Raw genomic sequence first — 14125 nt, forward strand, 5'->3', positions numbered from 1 at the left:
GTCTTCTCCCTTGCGGACCGGCGATTATAGGACGAGTTGTCGCAGGACCAAGCGCTTTCGAACGCCGGCGAGCCCCATCGCAGAGGCTTTCCGTTACCCTATGGCGCGCCCCGGCCATGTCCTTGCGGCAAATTCAGCTTCAATTAAGAGCGCCCGGTTAATCTGCAAACCGTCGAAAGCAACACGATTGATTCCCACGGAGAGATTCCCATGAAGAAACTGACTGCCCTGTTCGCCGCCACCGCCATCGCCCTGACTGCCGGCCTGGCCCAGGCCCGCGACCTCGGCCCGGACGAGGCGCTGAAGCTGCGTGACGCCGGGACCATCAAGTCCTTCGAAGAGCTGAACAAGAACGCCATCGCCAAGCATCCCGGCTCGAGCGTCCACGATACCGAGCTGGAAGAGGAATACGGCCGCTACATCTACCAGGTCGAGTTGCGCGACCCGCAGGGCGTGAAATGGGACCTGGAGCTGGATGCCGCTACCGGCGCCGTGCTCAAGGACCACCAGGACGACTGATGAAGTGGCTCATGCGCTACGCCGGGATCGTCGCACTGGTCCTGGCGGTCATCAGCCTCGAAGCGATGGCGCGCGACCTGGACCAGGACGAGGTCCTGCGCCTGCGCCAGGACGGTGTGATACAGCCGCTCGAATCCCTCATGCAGGAAGCCCTGGGGCGTTACCCCGGGGCGCGCCTGCTGGAGGTCGAGCTGGAAGAGGAAGACGACGTCTATGTCTACGAGGTGGAACTGCTCACCCGCGACGGCGTCGTGCGTGAACTGGAACTGGATGCCCGCAACGGCCGCATCCTGAAGGACGAGGAAGACGACTGATGCGGTTGCTGCTGGTTGAGGATCACGTTCCCCTGGCCGACGAACTGATGGCCAGCCTGACCCGCCAGGGCTACGCGGTGGACTGGCTGGCCGACGGCCGCGACGCGGCGGTGCAGGGCGCCAGCGAGCCCTACGACCTGATCATCCTCGACCTCGGCCTGCCCGGGCGCCCCGGCCTGGAGATACTCCAGGAGTGGCGTGGGCTGGGACTCGCGACTCCGGTGCTGATCCTCACCGCGCGCGGTTCCTGGGCCGAACGCATCGATGGGCTCAAGGCCGGTGCCGACGACTATCTGACCAAGCCGTTCCATCCGGAAGAGCTGGCCTTGCGCATCCAGGCCCTGTTGCGCCGCGCCCATGGGCTGGCCAACCAGAGCCAGCTGGAGGCCGCCGGGCTGCGCCTGGACGAGCAGCGTCAGTGCGTGTGCCTGAACGGCGCCGACGTCGACCTGACCGCCGCCGAATTCCGCCTGCTGCGCTATTTCATGCTGCACCCCGGCCAGGTCCTGTCCAAGGGGCACCTGGCCGAGCATCTGTACGACGGCGAGACCGAACGCGATTCCAACGTCATCGAGGTCCACGTCAACCACCTGCGGCGCAAGCTCGGCCGCGAGGTGATCGAGACCCGCCGTGGCCAGGGCTACCGCTACGCCGGGGTGGCCGCCGGATGAGGTCGATCCAGCGGCGCCTGAGCGTCGGCCTGTTCGCGGTGCTGCTGGTGGTCGGGCTGGTCCTCGCGCAGACCGGCCTGTGGCTGTTCGACCAGGGCCTGCGGCGCTATTTCGCCGGCAACCTGCGCGAGGAGGCGGAGAACCTGCTGGTGGCCATGGTACGCGGGCCGAACGGCATGCAACTGGACGAGCAACGCCTCAACCCGGCGTTCCAGCGCCCGTATTCCGGGCGCTATTTCGTCATCGAGCTGGAAAAGGACACCTGGCGCTCACGCTCCCTGTGGGACAGCGAGCTGGAGGTGCCGCACAAGAAAGGGCTGGTGCAGGGTCTGGTCGATGGGCCCGAGGAGCAGCGACTGCTGGTGTTCCGCGGCCACTACAAGCGCATGGGCCAGAAGCTGCGGATCGTGGTGGCGCAGGACTATACGCCGATCCTGGAAAGCTTCGCCCGTGTGCAGTGGATGGGCCTGGGCGCCGGCGCCCTGGCGCTGCTCCTGGTATTGCTGTTGCAGCGCCTGACCGTGCGTCGTTCGCTGCGTCCGCTGGAGGAGGTGCGCCTGCAGATCGCCCAGCTGCAGCAGGGCCAGCGTAGCCAACTGGACAACCAGGCTCCCGAGGAACTGGAGCCGCTGGTGGAGCAGATCAACCACCTGCTGGCGCACACCGAGGAGACCCTGAAGCGTTCGCGCAACGCCCTGGGCAACCTCGGTCACGCCCTGAAGACGCCGCTGGCGGTGCTGGTCAGCCTCGCCGAGCGCGAGGAGATGGCGCGCCAGCCGGAGTTGCAACAGGTCCTGCGCGAACAGCTGGAACAGATCCAGCAGCGCCTCGGTCGCGAGTTGGGCAAGGCGCGCCTGGTCGGCGAAGCGCTGCCTGGCGCACATTTCGATTGCGCCGAGGAGTTGCCGTCGCTGTGCGACACCCTGCGCCTGATCCACGGCCCGCACCTGCAGGTGAGCTGGAGCGCGCCACCGGGGCTGCGCCTGCCATGGGACCGCGAGGACCTGCTGGAGATGCTCGGCAATCTGCTGGACAACGCCTGCAAGTGGGCCGATAGCGAAGTCCGCCTGACTGTCGCGCAGGGCGAGGGCATGGTCCGCCTGAAGGTCGACGATGACGGCCCCGGCATCCTCCCCGACCAGCGCCAGGCGGTGCTCGAGCGGGGTACCCGGCTCGACGAGCAGGTCAGCGGCCATGGCCTGGGCCTGGGCATCGCGCGCGACATCGCCGAGGCCTGCGGTGGCCGCCTGAGTCTCGAGGACAGCCCGCTGGGCGGCCTGCGGGTGAGCGTCGAGTTGCCGTTGCAGAAGAGCGGCCGCGCCGCCAGGGCTTAACAGTTCTTCACCATTTGCCGACAGTCCCGGCAAGATTTCCTCCTGCGCTTTCCCTAGCATCCCGGGCTTCTTGCAAGGAGGTCTTGGACGATGAAACGGCGGACGAGTACGGGCCGCTGGCGCTGGGCGCTGATGCTGCCGGTGCTGGTGTTCCTGTTGGGCGAGTCCAGTGGACAGCGAGAGGAGGGGCGGTCGCCGCGGTTACTCGCGCAGGCTCGCTACGAGCAGGCCGTGGAAAACGCGTTGCGCAGCGAGCGCGGCGAGCCGCGACAGGCCGGGACAGCGGCAGCGAAGGTGGCCGAGGCGGGAGCCCCGGCGCGTCTGCGTGGCTGGCTGCGCTCGCTGGCCCGCCTGGCGATCTGGGGGACCTACGGCCCCCCGGCGCTATTCAGGCCGTGAACGGTCAGGCCTTGAACTGTTCCATCAGGCCCTGCTGGTGGTTGGCCAGGCGGTTCAGCGACTGACTGACCTGGGCCGATTCCTCGGCCTGGCTCGACAGCGACTCGGTGACGTCACGGATCGCCGCGACATTGCGGTTGATCTCCTCGGCTACCGAGCTCTGTTCCTCGGCGGCGCTGGCAATCTGCAGGTTCATGTCGTTGATCACCGTCACCGCCTCGCCGATCCGTTGCAGCGCGGCCACCGCTTCATCCACCTGCTCGACGCTGCCCTGGGCCTGGCGATGGCTGCCGTGCATGGCGTCGACCACGTCGCGGGTGCCCTGTTGCAGGCCTTCGATCACCCCGCGGATCTGTTCCACCGAGTCCTGGGTGCGCCGGGCGAGGTTGCGCACTTCGTCGGCGACCACCGCGAAGCCGCGGCCGGCGTCGCCGGCGCGGGCCGCCTCGATGGCCGCGTTGAGCGCCAGCAGGTTGGTCTGCTCGGCGATGGCGCGGATCACTTCCAGCACCGAACCGATTTCCTCGCTGCTGCTGGCCAGTTGCTCGACCTGGCCCATGGCGCTGGTCAGGTTGGCGGCCAGGCTGTCGATGCTCTGGGTGGTGCGGTCGATCAGCGCCAGGCCGTCGCGGGTCGCCTGGTCGGCACCGCGCGCGGCGTCGGCGGCCTGGGCGGCGCTACGGGCGACGTCCTGGGCAGTGGCGGTCATCTCGTGGGATGCGGTGGCGACCTGGTCGATCTCGCGGAACTGCTGCTGCATGCCGGCGCTGGTCTGGCTGGAAATCGCCGCCGACTGGTCGGCGGTACTGCGCGCATCGCGCACCGAGACCTTCACGTCGCGGATGATCGGCTGCAGCTTGTCGAGAAAACGGTTGAACCAACCGGCCAGTTCGCCCAGCTCGTCGCGCCCGGTGTGCGGCAGACGCTGGGTCAGGTCGCCTTCGCCGCTGGCGATGTCGCGCAGCATGTGGGCGACGCCGAGGATCGGCCGGGTCACGCCGCGGGCGCTCAGCCACAGCACCAGCAGGCCGAGCACCGCGGCGCCGAGGCCGAGGCCCAGTTCGACCCAGGTGCCTTCGCGACGCATGTCGTCCAGTTGCCGCTCCAGCGCCAGGGCCGGGCCGAGCAGGGCGCTCTTCGGCACTTCGAGGAGCACGCCCCAGGGCTTGGCGCCGGGAATCGGCTGCAACGGTTGCAGCACCTTGAGGTCGTCGTTCTCGTTGAACAACCGGCTCTTGCCGGCGGCCAGCAGTTGCAGGAGTTCGCCGGCGTGCTGCGGATCCGCCTTGGCCAGGTTCTTGCCGAGCAGGCCGGCGTCGCGGCTGTTGCCGGCGAACAGCCCGGCCGGGCTGAGGATGCCGACCTGGCCGACGCCGTCGTAGAGTTCGCGGTTGCCCTGTTCGCTGAGCGCCTGCAGGTTGCTCAGGTTGATGTCCAGGCCCATCACGCCGATCACCTTGCCATCCAGTTCGAGGGGAAAGGCGATGCTGGTCATCAGCAGTTGGCGTTCGCCGACCTTGTCGAAGTAAGGATCGAGCACGCAGGGTTGCCCGCTTTCCTTCGGGCAGGTGTACCAGGCGTTGTAGGCCGCGCCGCTGGGCCCGCTGCTGGTGTCGGCGAGTTCGGACTCGATCATCGACTCGGATTCCAGCTGTCCCGGCGTGGCCTGCGCCCAGTACAGGGAGAAGCGTCCCTTGTCGTTGCTGCCCAGGGCGGGCTGGTCGACGAACAGTTCGTCCTTGCCGTCCAGCGCATTGGGTTCGAAGACCACGTACAGGCCGAGCACCTCGGGATTGGCGGCGAGCGCGGTGCGCACCTGGCGGGTCAGGTCTTCGCGCAGGTCGTAGGCATCGAGGAAGCGCTTCTGCGCCTGGTCGCGGAGGAACAGGATCTGCCGGGAGAAGCCCTTGCCGTACTGGAAGGCATCCATGAAATAGCGCTGGATGCGTAACGCCTGCAATTCCCCGCGGGCTTCCAGGCGCAGGCGCGCCGATTCGTCGAGCATCTGTGTACTGGCGCTTTTCACCAGCACGCTGCTGTGCTGCATGCGGTAGACCGAAAGGCCGACCAGCAAGGCGACCACGCCGAGCAGGCAGAGCCCTGCCAGCAGGGTGATCTTCCATTGGATGGACAGGCGGCGAAGGAACATGGGAGGGGTCCTTGTACGAAGAAACTGCGGGGGCCCAAGGCTTATCGGCAGGGCTCGCCCATTCTTGACGACGGTCCGTTCGCTGGCGCCGGATTGCCGTCGTTCGGCGAATCGCACGCAAGAACCGTGCACAACGGTTTATAGCCAGGCGACATTCGCGCATGCGCGGCTTTGACAGGCGGGGATGGCTGTAGCAGAGTACGCCCCTTTTTTCGGCCGCAGACGGTCGAGTTCGTTTCATTTGCAAGGAGTTCAACGATGAACGCAGTGGTGCTGGCGGTGGGGCTGATGCTCGTCCTCAGCCTTTGCCGTGTGCATGTCGTGCTGGCGCTGATCATCGGCGCGGTGGTCGGCGGACTGTTCGGTGGCCTAGGCCTGGAGGGGACTCTCAAGGCCTTCAACGGCGGCCTCGGCGGGGGTGCCACGGTGGCCCTGTCGTACGCCATGCTCGGCGCCTTCGCCGTGGCCATCGCCCGCTCCGGCGTGGCCCATGCGCTGGCCGACAAGGTCCTGGCGCTGCTCGGCCGGCACGACGAGCAGGGCAAGGGCGCCGGTGCGTTCAAGTGGATCCTGGTCGGCCTGCTGCTCTGCGTGGCGGTATCCTCGCAGAATATCCTGCCGATCCATATCGCCTTCATCCCGCTGCTGGTGCCGCCGCTGCTCTATGTGCTGAGCAAGCTGCAGATCGACCGGCGATTGATCGCCTGCGTCATCACCTTCGGCCTGATCACCCCGTACATGTTCCTGCCGGTGGGCTTCGGCAACATCTTCCTCAATGAAATCCTGCTGGCCAACGTGGCGCGCAACGGCGTCGACGTCAGCGGGATCAACGTCACCCACGCCATGTTCATCCCAGCCCTGGGCATGCTCGCCGGGCTGCTCATCGCGGTGCTGTTCAGCTACCGCCGCAAGCGCGTCTACGACTTGCAGCGGATCGAGCAGGCCGAACGCGTCGATGTCAGCTACAACCCGAAGAGCCTGGCGGTGGCCGGGGTATCCATCGTCGCCGCGTTCGTCGCACAGCTGTGGCTGGACTCGATGATCATCGGCGCGCTGGTCGGTTTCGTGGTCTTCTCGCTGTCCGGCGTGGTGCGCTGGAAGGAGACCGACGACCTGTTCACCGAAGGCATGAAGATGATGGCCACCATCGGTTTCATCATGATCGCCGCGGCCGGTTTCGCCGAGGTGATGAAGGCCACCGGCGAGGTGCAGAGCCTGGTCGACGCCTCGGTGGCCTGGATCGGCAACAGCAAGGCGGTCGGCGCCATGCTGATGCTGCTGGTCGGCCTGCTGGTCACCATGGGCATCGGCTCGTCGTTCTCCACCGTGCCGATCATCGCCGCGATCTTCGTCCCGCTGGCGGTGCAACTGGGCTTCAGCCCGCTGGCCATCGTCAGCATCGTCGGCACCGCCGGCGCGCTGGGGGATGCAGGTTCTCCGGCGTCGGACTCGACCCTTGGGCCGACCTCCGGGCTCAACGTCGACGGCCAGCACAATCACATCTGGGACACCGTTGTGCCGACCTTCCTGCACTACAACCTGCCGTTGCTGGTGTTCGGCTGGGCCGCCGCGATGCTGCTCTGAGTTCCATCTCGGGCGGTCGCCTGACGGAATGTCGGGCCGGCCGCTTAAGCTTCCGACGGGATTGCCGATGAAACGGGAATCCCGTTTTTTATTGGGCGTCATGCTAGGAGTTGATGATGCGTCTGACCCTGAAATCCAAAGTCCTCCTGCTGGCCATGGTGCCGGTGCTGCTCTTCGCCCTGGTGCTCAGCGGCGGAGCGGTGCTGATCCTGAAAAAACAGGCTGATGCCGAAGTCAAGGATACCCGCGAGCGCCTGCTCGGCGACCGTCGTGCCGAACTCGAGCACTACGTGCAGATCGCCATGGGCAGTATCCAGGCCGAGTACGACCGCTCGGCCAACGGCGACCTGAATGCCCGCGCCGAGGCCATCGCGCGCCTGTCGAAGATCAAGTACGGCACGGACGGCTATATCTTCGGCTACGACTCCCAGGTGGTGCGCCTGTTTCGCGGCGACAGCCCGGTGGACGTCGGCAAGAGCTTCCGCGACCGCCGCGATCCCAGCGGCGTCTACCTCAACCGCGAACTGGTGGAGGCCGGCCGCAACGGCAGCCACTACGTGACCTATACCTCGCCGCTGCCGGGCAACGAGAGCGTCATGGTGCCCAAGCTGTCCTACACCCTGTACCTGCCGAAGTGGGACATGGTTATCGGCTCGGCGATCAACCTCGACGGCGTCGAGGCCCAGTTGGTGGAAATCAAGCAGGACATCGACGAGCGTATCGGCACCCTGATCGCCAGTATCGTGGGGATCGCCGGCGTCCTTCTGGTGGTCCTGCTGGTGATCGGCCTGGCGGTGGCCAACGCGATGCTGCGGCCGTTGCACCAGATCCGCCAGAACCTCGATGACATCGCCGCCGGCGAAGGCGACCTGACCCGTCGCCTACCGGTGACCAGCCACGACGAGCTGGGCGAGCTGGCCGGTTCCTTCAACCGCTTCGTCGAGAAGATCCACGGTCTGGTGCGGCAGATCGCCGGGATGACCGGCGACCTCAAGCAACTGGTGGAGCAGATGTCGGCCCAGGCCGAGCGTTCCGAGCAGGCCATGGAGCGCCAGCGCCACGAGACCGACCAGGTCGCCACCGCGATCAACGAGATGTCCGCCGCCGCCCATGAAGTGGCGCAGAGCGCCCAGCGCGCCGCCGAGGCCGCGCAGCAGACCGACCACGAAGGCCAGGCGGCCAAGCGCGTGGTGGACGGCAGCATCGAGCGCATCCACGCGCTGGTGGACGAGATCCGCGACAGCGGGACTTCTCTGGATAGCCTGCAGCAGGACGTGCAATCCATCGTCAGTGTGCTCGGGGTGATCCGCTCCATTGCCGAACAGACCAACCTGCTGGCGCTCAACGCGGCCATCGAGGCGGCCCGTGCCGGCGAGGCCGGACGTGGCTTTGCGGTGGTCGCCGACGAAGTGCGGGCGCTGGCCAGCCGCACCCAGCAGAGTACCCAGGAAATCCAGGGCATGATCGATCGCCTGCAGCAGGGCACCAACGCCGCGGTCGACGCCATGCGCCGTTCCGGCGAGGCCGGCGAGGGCACCAGCAACCAGGCCAACCAGGCCGGCGATTCGCTGGATGCCATCGCCCAGCTGATCGCCACCATCAACGCGATGAACGCGCAGATCGCCAGCGCCGCCGAGGAACAGACCGCGGTGGCCGAGGAGATCAACCGCAGCGTGCACCAGATCGCCGGCGCGGTGGACAGCGTCGCCGACGAGGCCCAGCAGGGCGCGCAGACCGCCCGCAGCCTGGCGCAACTGGGCCAGGGCCTGGGCCGACTGGTCGGTCAGTTCCGCATCTGACCCTTCCCCCGCGCGACCGCTGCCGGCAAAAGAGCCAGCCGGCAGTGGTGCGCCACAGAGCCTTCCTGTCATTATTCGGCGGAGTCGGCCGGCAGTCGTGAACGATCCACGTCCGCCGGCTGACTAATGCTTTGCTTCCCACTGCCAGATGGATTGGACATGCTCGACACGAAACTGGAATCCCGGACTTTTCTCCTGTTGCTGGCGGTGGTCACGCTCGCCTTCGGCTGGCTCTTGCTGCCGTTCTACGGCGCGGTGTTCTGGGGCACCATCCTGGCGATCATCTTCGCCCCGGTGCAACGCCGCCTGCAGGTGCGCCTGAGGGATCGGAAGAACCTCGCCGCGCTGATCACCCTGCTGATCTGCGTGCTGATCGTGATCATCCCGGTGATCTTCATCGCCGGTTCGCTGGTGCAGGAAGGCGCGAGCGTCTACCAGCGGGTCAAGTCCGGCGAACTGAACTTCGCCGCCTACCTGCAGCAGGCGGTGGCTGCCTTGCCGCCATCGGTGCACCAGTGGCTGGAGCGCTTCGACCTGGCCAATCTCTCGAGCCTGCAGGAGAAGCTCTCCTCGGTGGCGATGCAGGCCAGCCAGGTGGTGGCGACCAAGGCGTTCAGCATCGGCCAGAACACCCTCGACTTCGTCATCAGCTTCGGCATCATGCTCTACCTGCTGTTCTTCCTCCTCCGCGACGGTCGCGTGCTCGGCCGGCGGATCAAGCAGGCGGTGCCGCTGAGCCAGGAACACAAGCACCACCTGTTCGCCAAGTTCACCACGGTGATCCGCGCCACGGTGAAGGGCAACATCGCCGTGGCTGCCACCCAGGGCGCTCTCGGCGGCCTGATCTTCTGGCTGCTGGGCATCGAGGGCGCCTTGCTCTGGGGCACCCTGATGGCCTTCCTGTCGCTGCTGCCGGCCATCGGCGCGGCGCTGATCTGGGCGCCGGTGGCGGCCTATTTCCTGCTCACCGGGGCGATCTGGCAGGGCGTAGTGCTGATCCTGTTCTGCGTGGTGGTGATCGGCCTGGTGGACAACATCCTGCGCCCGATCCTGGTCGGCAAGGACACCAAGATGCCGGACTACGTGGTGCTGATCTCCACCCTCGGTGGCATGGCCCTGTTCGGCCTCAACGGCTTCGTCATCGGCCCGCTGATCGCTGCGCTGTTCATGGCCAGCTGGGACCTGTTCACTGGCCGCGAGGAAGAACCGCAGGCCTGAGTCGCGCCCGTGGCAGACAAGCCCCGCGAATGCGGGGCTTGTTCGTTTCAGGCCTTGAAGCATCATGGACGGCGCTGTCGTGGCTGAGCCGCTCCAGGCAGTGCCTGGGGCCTTCGGCTAACAGTGCGTCGAACCCGGTACATCGCGACCGTTGCGCAACTGGACATGGAGCAGCGCTTGCCGGCACTCCTCAGGGCTCGTCGCTGTCAACCGGCGGCGGACCTCGGCTTGAGCGCGCAGGTGGCGAGGAAGGTCGGCACGAAGCGGTCGATGACGAAGCGCGGGTGCGGTTGCCAGTCTTCGTAGAAATCCTGCAGCAGCAGGCCGGCGGCGAGCTGGCCGGCGATCTGCTGGGTCAGGCTATGGCCGAACACCAGGGCTTCGCCTTTCTCGCGCTTTGCCGCGAGGGCTTCGGCGGAGAGGCTTTCCAGGTCGGAGTAGGGCAGGCGATGTCGCGGCCGGATCAGGCCCTGCTCTGCCAGTTCCGGCGAGCGGTCCTCGATGAACAGCGCCGGGTTGTAGAAGCTCGCCAGCAGCTTGCCGCCCGGCCGCAGCACCCGCGCGCATTCGCGCCAGACCGGCAGGACATCGTCGACGTAGAGATTGGAGATGGGATTGAAGACCAGGTCGAAGGAGGCATCGGCGAAGGTCGAGAGGTCGCGCATGTCGCCCTGCACGCAGGCCAGTTCGAGGCGGTCGCGGGCGGCGACCTGGCGGTCCTTGTCCAGCTGTCCCGCCGAGGCGTCGAACAGCGTGACCCGTGCGCCGGCGGCGGCAAGGATCGGCGCCTGCTGGCCGCCGGCCGAGGCCAGGCAGAGGATCTCGCGGCCGCGTACGTCGCCCAGCCAGTGAGCGGGTAACGCGCCCGGGGTCAGCTTCACCGCCCAGTCGCCGCGGCGTGCGGCGGCGACCTCTTCGGCGCTGACCGGTCGCGACCATTCGCAGTCACGGGCGGCCTGGGCGTCCCAACTGGCGCTGTTGTGTCGCAGGACGTCGATTTCGTGGAAGGTGGGCATGAGGCCTCCGGGTTCATCCATGGAGCGCGGAGCATGCCACGGCAGCGGGGCAGGGTGCGTGGGGCGGGCCAAAGAAAAACCCCGCCGAGGCGGGGTTTTCGTGGAGCGGGCGACTCAGCCGGCGAGGGCCAGGCCGGAATGCTGGAGGATTTCCAGCAGCGGCTGCGGGTAGACGCCGAGGAAGAACGCCAGCAGGGCGATGGCGACCAGCATGATGCCGCCGGCGCGCTGGCCCCAGTTGAACGGTGCGTCGTGCTGGCGGATGCCGGGCTCGACCAGGAACAGGGTGACCATGACCCGCAGGTAGTAGTACAGGCCGATGGCGCTGCCCAGCACCAGGGCGCCGATCAGCCACCACAGGTGCGACTCGACGCCGACCGCGATCACGTAGAACTTGCCGATGAAGCCGGCGGTCAGCGGGATGCCTGCCAGCGACAGCATCATCACGGTCATCACCGCGGTCAGTACCGGCCGGCGCCAGAACAAGCCGCGGTACTCGAACAGCGCATCGGCGTCGCGGCCGCTGTACGGGGTGGACATCAGGGTGATCACGCCGAACGCGCCGAGGGAGGTCAGTACGTAGGTAGCCAGGTAGACGCCGACCGCTTCCACGGCCATGCCCTTGCTGGCGATCAGGGCGACCAGCAGGTAGCCCAGGTGGGCGATGGACGAGTAGCCGAGCAGGCGCTTGATGTTGCTCTGGGTCAGTGCCAGCAGGTTGCCGAAGAGGATCGAGGCGACCGCGATGACGCTCAGGGAGATGTTCAGCAGTTGGTTGTCCAGGGCCGCAGGGGCGATCTGGAACAGCCGCAGCAGCACGGCGAACACCGCGACCTTGCTGGCGGTGGCGAGGAACGCCGAGACCGGCGCCGGGGCGCCTTCGTAGACATCCGGGGTCCACAGGTGGAAGGGCACCAGCGACAGCTTGAAGCCCAGGCCGACCAGCATCATGCCTACGCCAACGCTGACCAGCGGACCGCTCAGCACGTGCTCGGCGACCTTGGCGCCAAGGCCGGCGAAGCCCAGGGTACCGGACTCGGCGTAGAGCAGGGCCATGCCGAACAGCAGGAAGGCGGAGCCGGCGGCCGAGAGCACGGTGTACTTGATGCCGGCTTCCAGCGAGCGCTTGTTGAAGAAGGCGTAGGCGACCATCCCGTAGACCGGGACCGAGAGCAGCTCCAGGCCGATGAACAGGCTGGCCAGGTGCTGCGCGCTGACCAGCACCAGGCCGCCGGCGGTGGCCAGCAGCAGGAGCAGGTACAGCTCTTCGCGGTTACCCGGATAGCTTTCCATGTAGGCGTGGGCGAGGGTCACGCAGGCCAGGGCGGAGACCAGCACCAGGGCCATGTAGAAGCAGGCGTAGTTGTCCACCAGCACCAGCGGTGTCACCTCGATCGGGGTGACGCCGAGGACCGGCAGCAGCGACAGCAGGGCCAGGTTGAGGCCGATCACCGAGAGGGTGGCGGTGAACGAGTGATTGCGTTTCCAGGCTACCGCCAGCATCACCACCACCAGGGTGGCGCTGGTGATCAGCAGTGGCAGGAGCGCGATGAAGTGTTGGATCGTAAAGGTCATTTCGCGACTACCGTCCTGCAAGGGTGGAAAGGGCTGCGCCCAGCCATTGCTGCACGCCGTGCATGCTGGCCGCGGAGATGTCCAGCACTGGCTGCGGGTAGACCCCGAGCAGGACCAGCAGGACCGCCAGGCCGAGCACCATGCTCAGTTCGCGGGCATCGAGGCCGAGGATCGGCTCGTCGGACTGGCTGGGGCCGAAGTAGGCGCGGTGGATCATGATCAGCGAGTAGACCGAGGCGAAGACCAGGCCGAAGGTGGCGATCACGATGATCACCGGGACCACCTTGAAGGCGCCGATCAGGATCAGGAACTCCCCGACGAAGTTGCCGGTACCGGGCAGGCCCAGCGACGCCGAGGCGAAGAACAGGCTGATCGCCGGCAGGTAGGGCATGCGCGACCACAGGCCGCCCATCTTGCGCATGTCGCGGGTATGCAGGCGCTCGTAGAGCTGGCCGCAGAGGATGAACAGCGCCGCGGCGGAGAGGCCGTGGGCGATCATCTGCACCACCACGCCCTGCAGCGCTACCTGGCTGCCGGAGTAGATGCCGATCATCACGAAGCCCATGTGCGAAACGCTGGAGTAGGCGACCAGGCGCTTGATGTCGGTCTGCGCGAAGGACAGCAGGGCACCGTAGAAGATGCCGATGATGCCGAGCCACATGGCGATCGGCGCGAATTCCGCCGAGGCGTTGGGGAACAGCGGCAGGGCGAAGCGGATCAGGCCGTAGGCGGCGGTCTTCAGGAGGATGCCGGCGAGGTCCACGGAGCCGGCGGTGGGCGCCTGGGCGTGGGCGTCCGGCAGCCAGGAATGCACCGGCACCACCGGCATCTTCACCGCGAAGGCGACGAAGAAGCCGAGCATCAGCAGCCATTCCACGTGGGGGCTCAGCTGGGTCTTCAGCAGGGTGGCGTAGTCGAAGGTGATCACGCCGGTGGCATTGAAGTTGACGAACACCAGGCCGAGGATCGCCACCAGCATCACCAGGCCGCTGGCCTGGGTGAAGATGAAGAACTTGGTGGCGGCGTAGATGCGGGTCTTCTTGCCGTCATCGGAACTGTGTCCCCACAGCGCGATGAGGAAGTACATCGGCACCAGCATCATTTCCCAGAAGAAGAAGAACAGGAACAGGTCGATGGCGAGGAACACGCCGATCACACCGCCCAGGATCCACAGCAGGTTCAGATGGAAGAAGCCGATGCGGCGCTGGATCTCGTTCCAGGAGCAGAGGACCGAGAGCACGCCGAGCAGGCCGGTGAGGGCGACCATCAGCAGCGACAGGCCATCCATCGCCAGGTGGATGCTGATGCCGAGACGCTCGATCCACAGCACCTTGAATTGCAGGGTCCATTCCGGCTCGCCGCCGGGCGCGGGCGCCAGCTGGAAGTCGCCGGTGGCCCAGATCCACAGGCTCAGGATCAGGACCAGGGTCATCGAAAGCAGCGCGATCCAGCGGGGCAGGGTCTTGCTGCTGTGTTCGGCGATCCAGCAGAGGAAACCGCCGATGAAGGGGATCAGGATTAGCCAGGGCAGAATCATGACAGGCTCA

At 66.7% G+C, this 14125-nt stretch carries 11 protein-coding genes and 2 pseudogenes; 8 read left to right on the forward strand and 5 right to left on the reverse strand.

Annotated elements, in window-relative coordinates; all coding sequences use genetic code 11:
* Positions 1-210 precede the first annotated feature (210 nt).
* From ACI766_RS11840 to ACI766_RS11860, 5 genes are all read left to right on the forward strand, one after another.
* Positions 211-519 (forward strand): PepSY domain-containing protein, encoded by a 309-nt coding sequence (locus ACI766_RS11840; protein ID WP_003090497.1) that lies wholly within the window; start codon positions 211-213, stop codon positions 517-519.
* Positions 519-833 (forward strand): PepSY domain-containing protein, encoded by a 315-nt coding sequence (locus tag ACI766_RS11845; RefSeq protein WP_003097704.1) that lies wholly within the window; start codon positions 519-521, stop codon positions 831-833. Before ACI766_RS11840 ends, ACI766_RS11845 begins: the two co-directional genes overlap by 1 nt.
* Positions 833-1504: a two-component system response regulator CarR gene (gene carR / locus ACI766_RS11850; protein ID WP_003090494.1), complete on the forward strand. Its 672-nt coding sequence runs from the start codon at positions 833-835 to the stop codon at positions 1502-1504. Before ACI766_RS11845 ends, carR begins: the two co-directional genes overlap by 1 nt.
* Positions 1501-2838, forward strand: coding sequence for a two-component system sensor histidine kinase CarS (carS, locus tag ACI766_RS11855; RefSeq protein ID WP_003090493.1), 1338 nt, complete (start codon positions 1501-1503; stop codon positions 2836-2838). The genes carR and carS overlap by 4 nt, the downstream gene beginning before the upstream one ends.
* Before the next feature lie 90 nt (positions 2839-2928).
* Positions 2929-3237, forward strand: coding sequence for a hypothetical protein (locus ACI766_RS11860; protein ID WP_003116713.1), 309 nt, complete (start codon positions 2929-2931; stop codon positions 3235-3237).
* A gap of 4 nt (positions 3238-3241) precedes the next feature.
* Here the strand turns inward: ACI766_RS11860 and ACI766_RS11865 are convergent.
* Positions 3242-3778, reverse strand: a pseudogene (locus ACI766_RS11865) (methyl-accepting chemotaxis protein); the annotation flags it as partial.
* Positions 3779-4147: 369 nt separating this feature from the next.
* Positions 4148-5386, reverse strand: a pseudogene (locus tag ACI766_RS11870) (chemotaxis protein); the annotation flags it as partial.
* Between the two features lie 258 nt (positions 5387-5644).
* Between ACI766_RS11870 and ACI766_RS11875 the strand changes: the two are divergent.
* The 3 genes from ACI766_RS11875 (at position 5645) to ACI766_RS11885 (ending at position 9987) form a co-directional block, all read left to right on the forward strand.
* Entirely contained in the window at positions 5645-6970 is a 1326-nt protein-coding gene (locus tag ACI766_RS11875; RefSeq protein WP_003113382.1) for a Na+/H+ antiporter family protein, read from the forward strand.
* A gap of 113 nt (positions 6971-7083) precedes the next feature.
* Positions 7084-8769, forward strand: coding sequence for a methyl-accepting chemotaxis protein (locus ACI766_RS11880; protein WP_087823724.1), 1686 nt, complete (start codon positions 7084-7086; stop codon positions 8767-8769).
* 159 nt (positions 8770-8928) lie between these two features.
* On the forward strand, positions 8929-9987 hold the full coding sequence (locus ACI766_RS11885) for an AI-2E family transporter (RefSeq protein ID WP_003113380.1): 1059 nt from the start codon (positions 8929-8931) through the stop codon (positions 9985-9987).
* A 206-nt stretch (positions 9988-10193) separates the two neighbouring features.
* On the opposite strand, the gene ACI766_RS11890 is transcribed toward ACI766_RS11885, so the two are convergent.
* From ACI766_RS11890 to nuoM, 3 genes are all read right to left on the reverse strand, one after another.
* Entirely contained in the window at positions 10194-11003 is an 810-nt protein-coding gene (locus tag ACI766_RS11890) for a class I SAM-dependent methyltransferase (RefSeq protein ID WP_003113379.1), read from the reverse strand.
* Positions 11004-11117: 114 nt separating this feature from the next.
* The gene (gene nuoN, locus ACI766_RS11895; RefSeq protein ID WP_003090482.1) at positions 11118-12578 is read right to left on the reverse strand and encodes an NADH-quinone oxidoreductase subunit NuoN; all 1461 of its coding nucleotides are present in this window, start codon (positions 12576-12578) and stop codon (positions 11118-11120) included.
* 7 nt (positions 12579-12585) lie between these two features.
* Positions 12586-14115 (reverse strand): NADH-quinone oxidoreductase subunit M, encoded by a 1530-nt coding sequence (gene nuoM / locus ACI766_RS11900; protein ID WP_003097684.1) that lies wholly within the window; start codon positions 14113-14115, stop codon positions 12586-12588.
* Positions 14116-14125: the final 10 nt, after the last annotated feature.

Source organism: Pseudomonas sp. DL (genome assembly GCF_047199225.1).
Lineage (GTDB): Bacteria > Pseudomonadota > Gammaproteobacteria > Pseudomonadales > Pseudomonadaceae > Pseudomonas > Pseudomonas aeruginosa.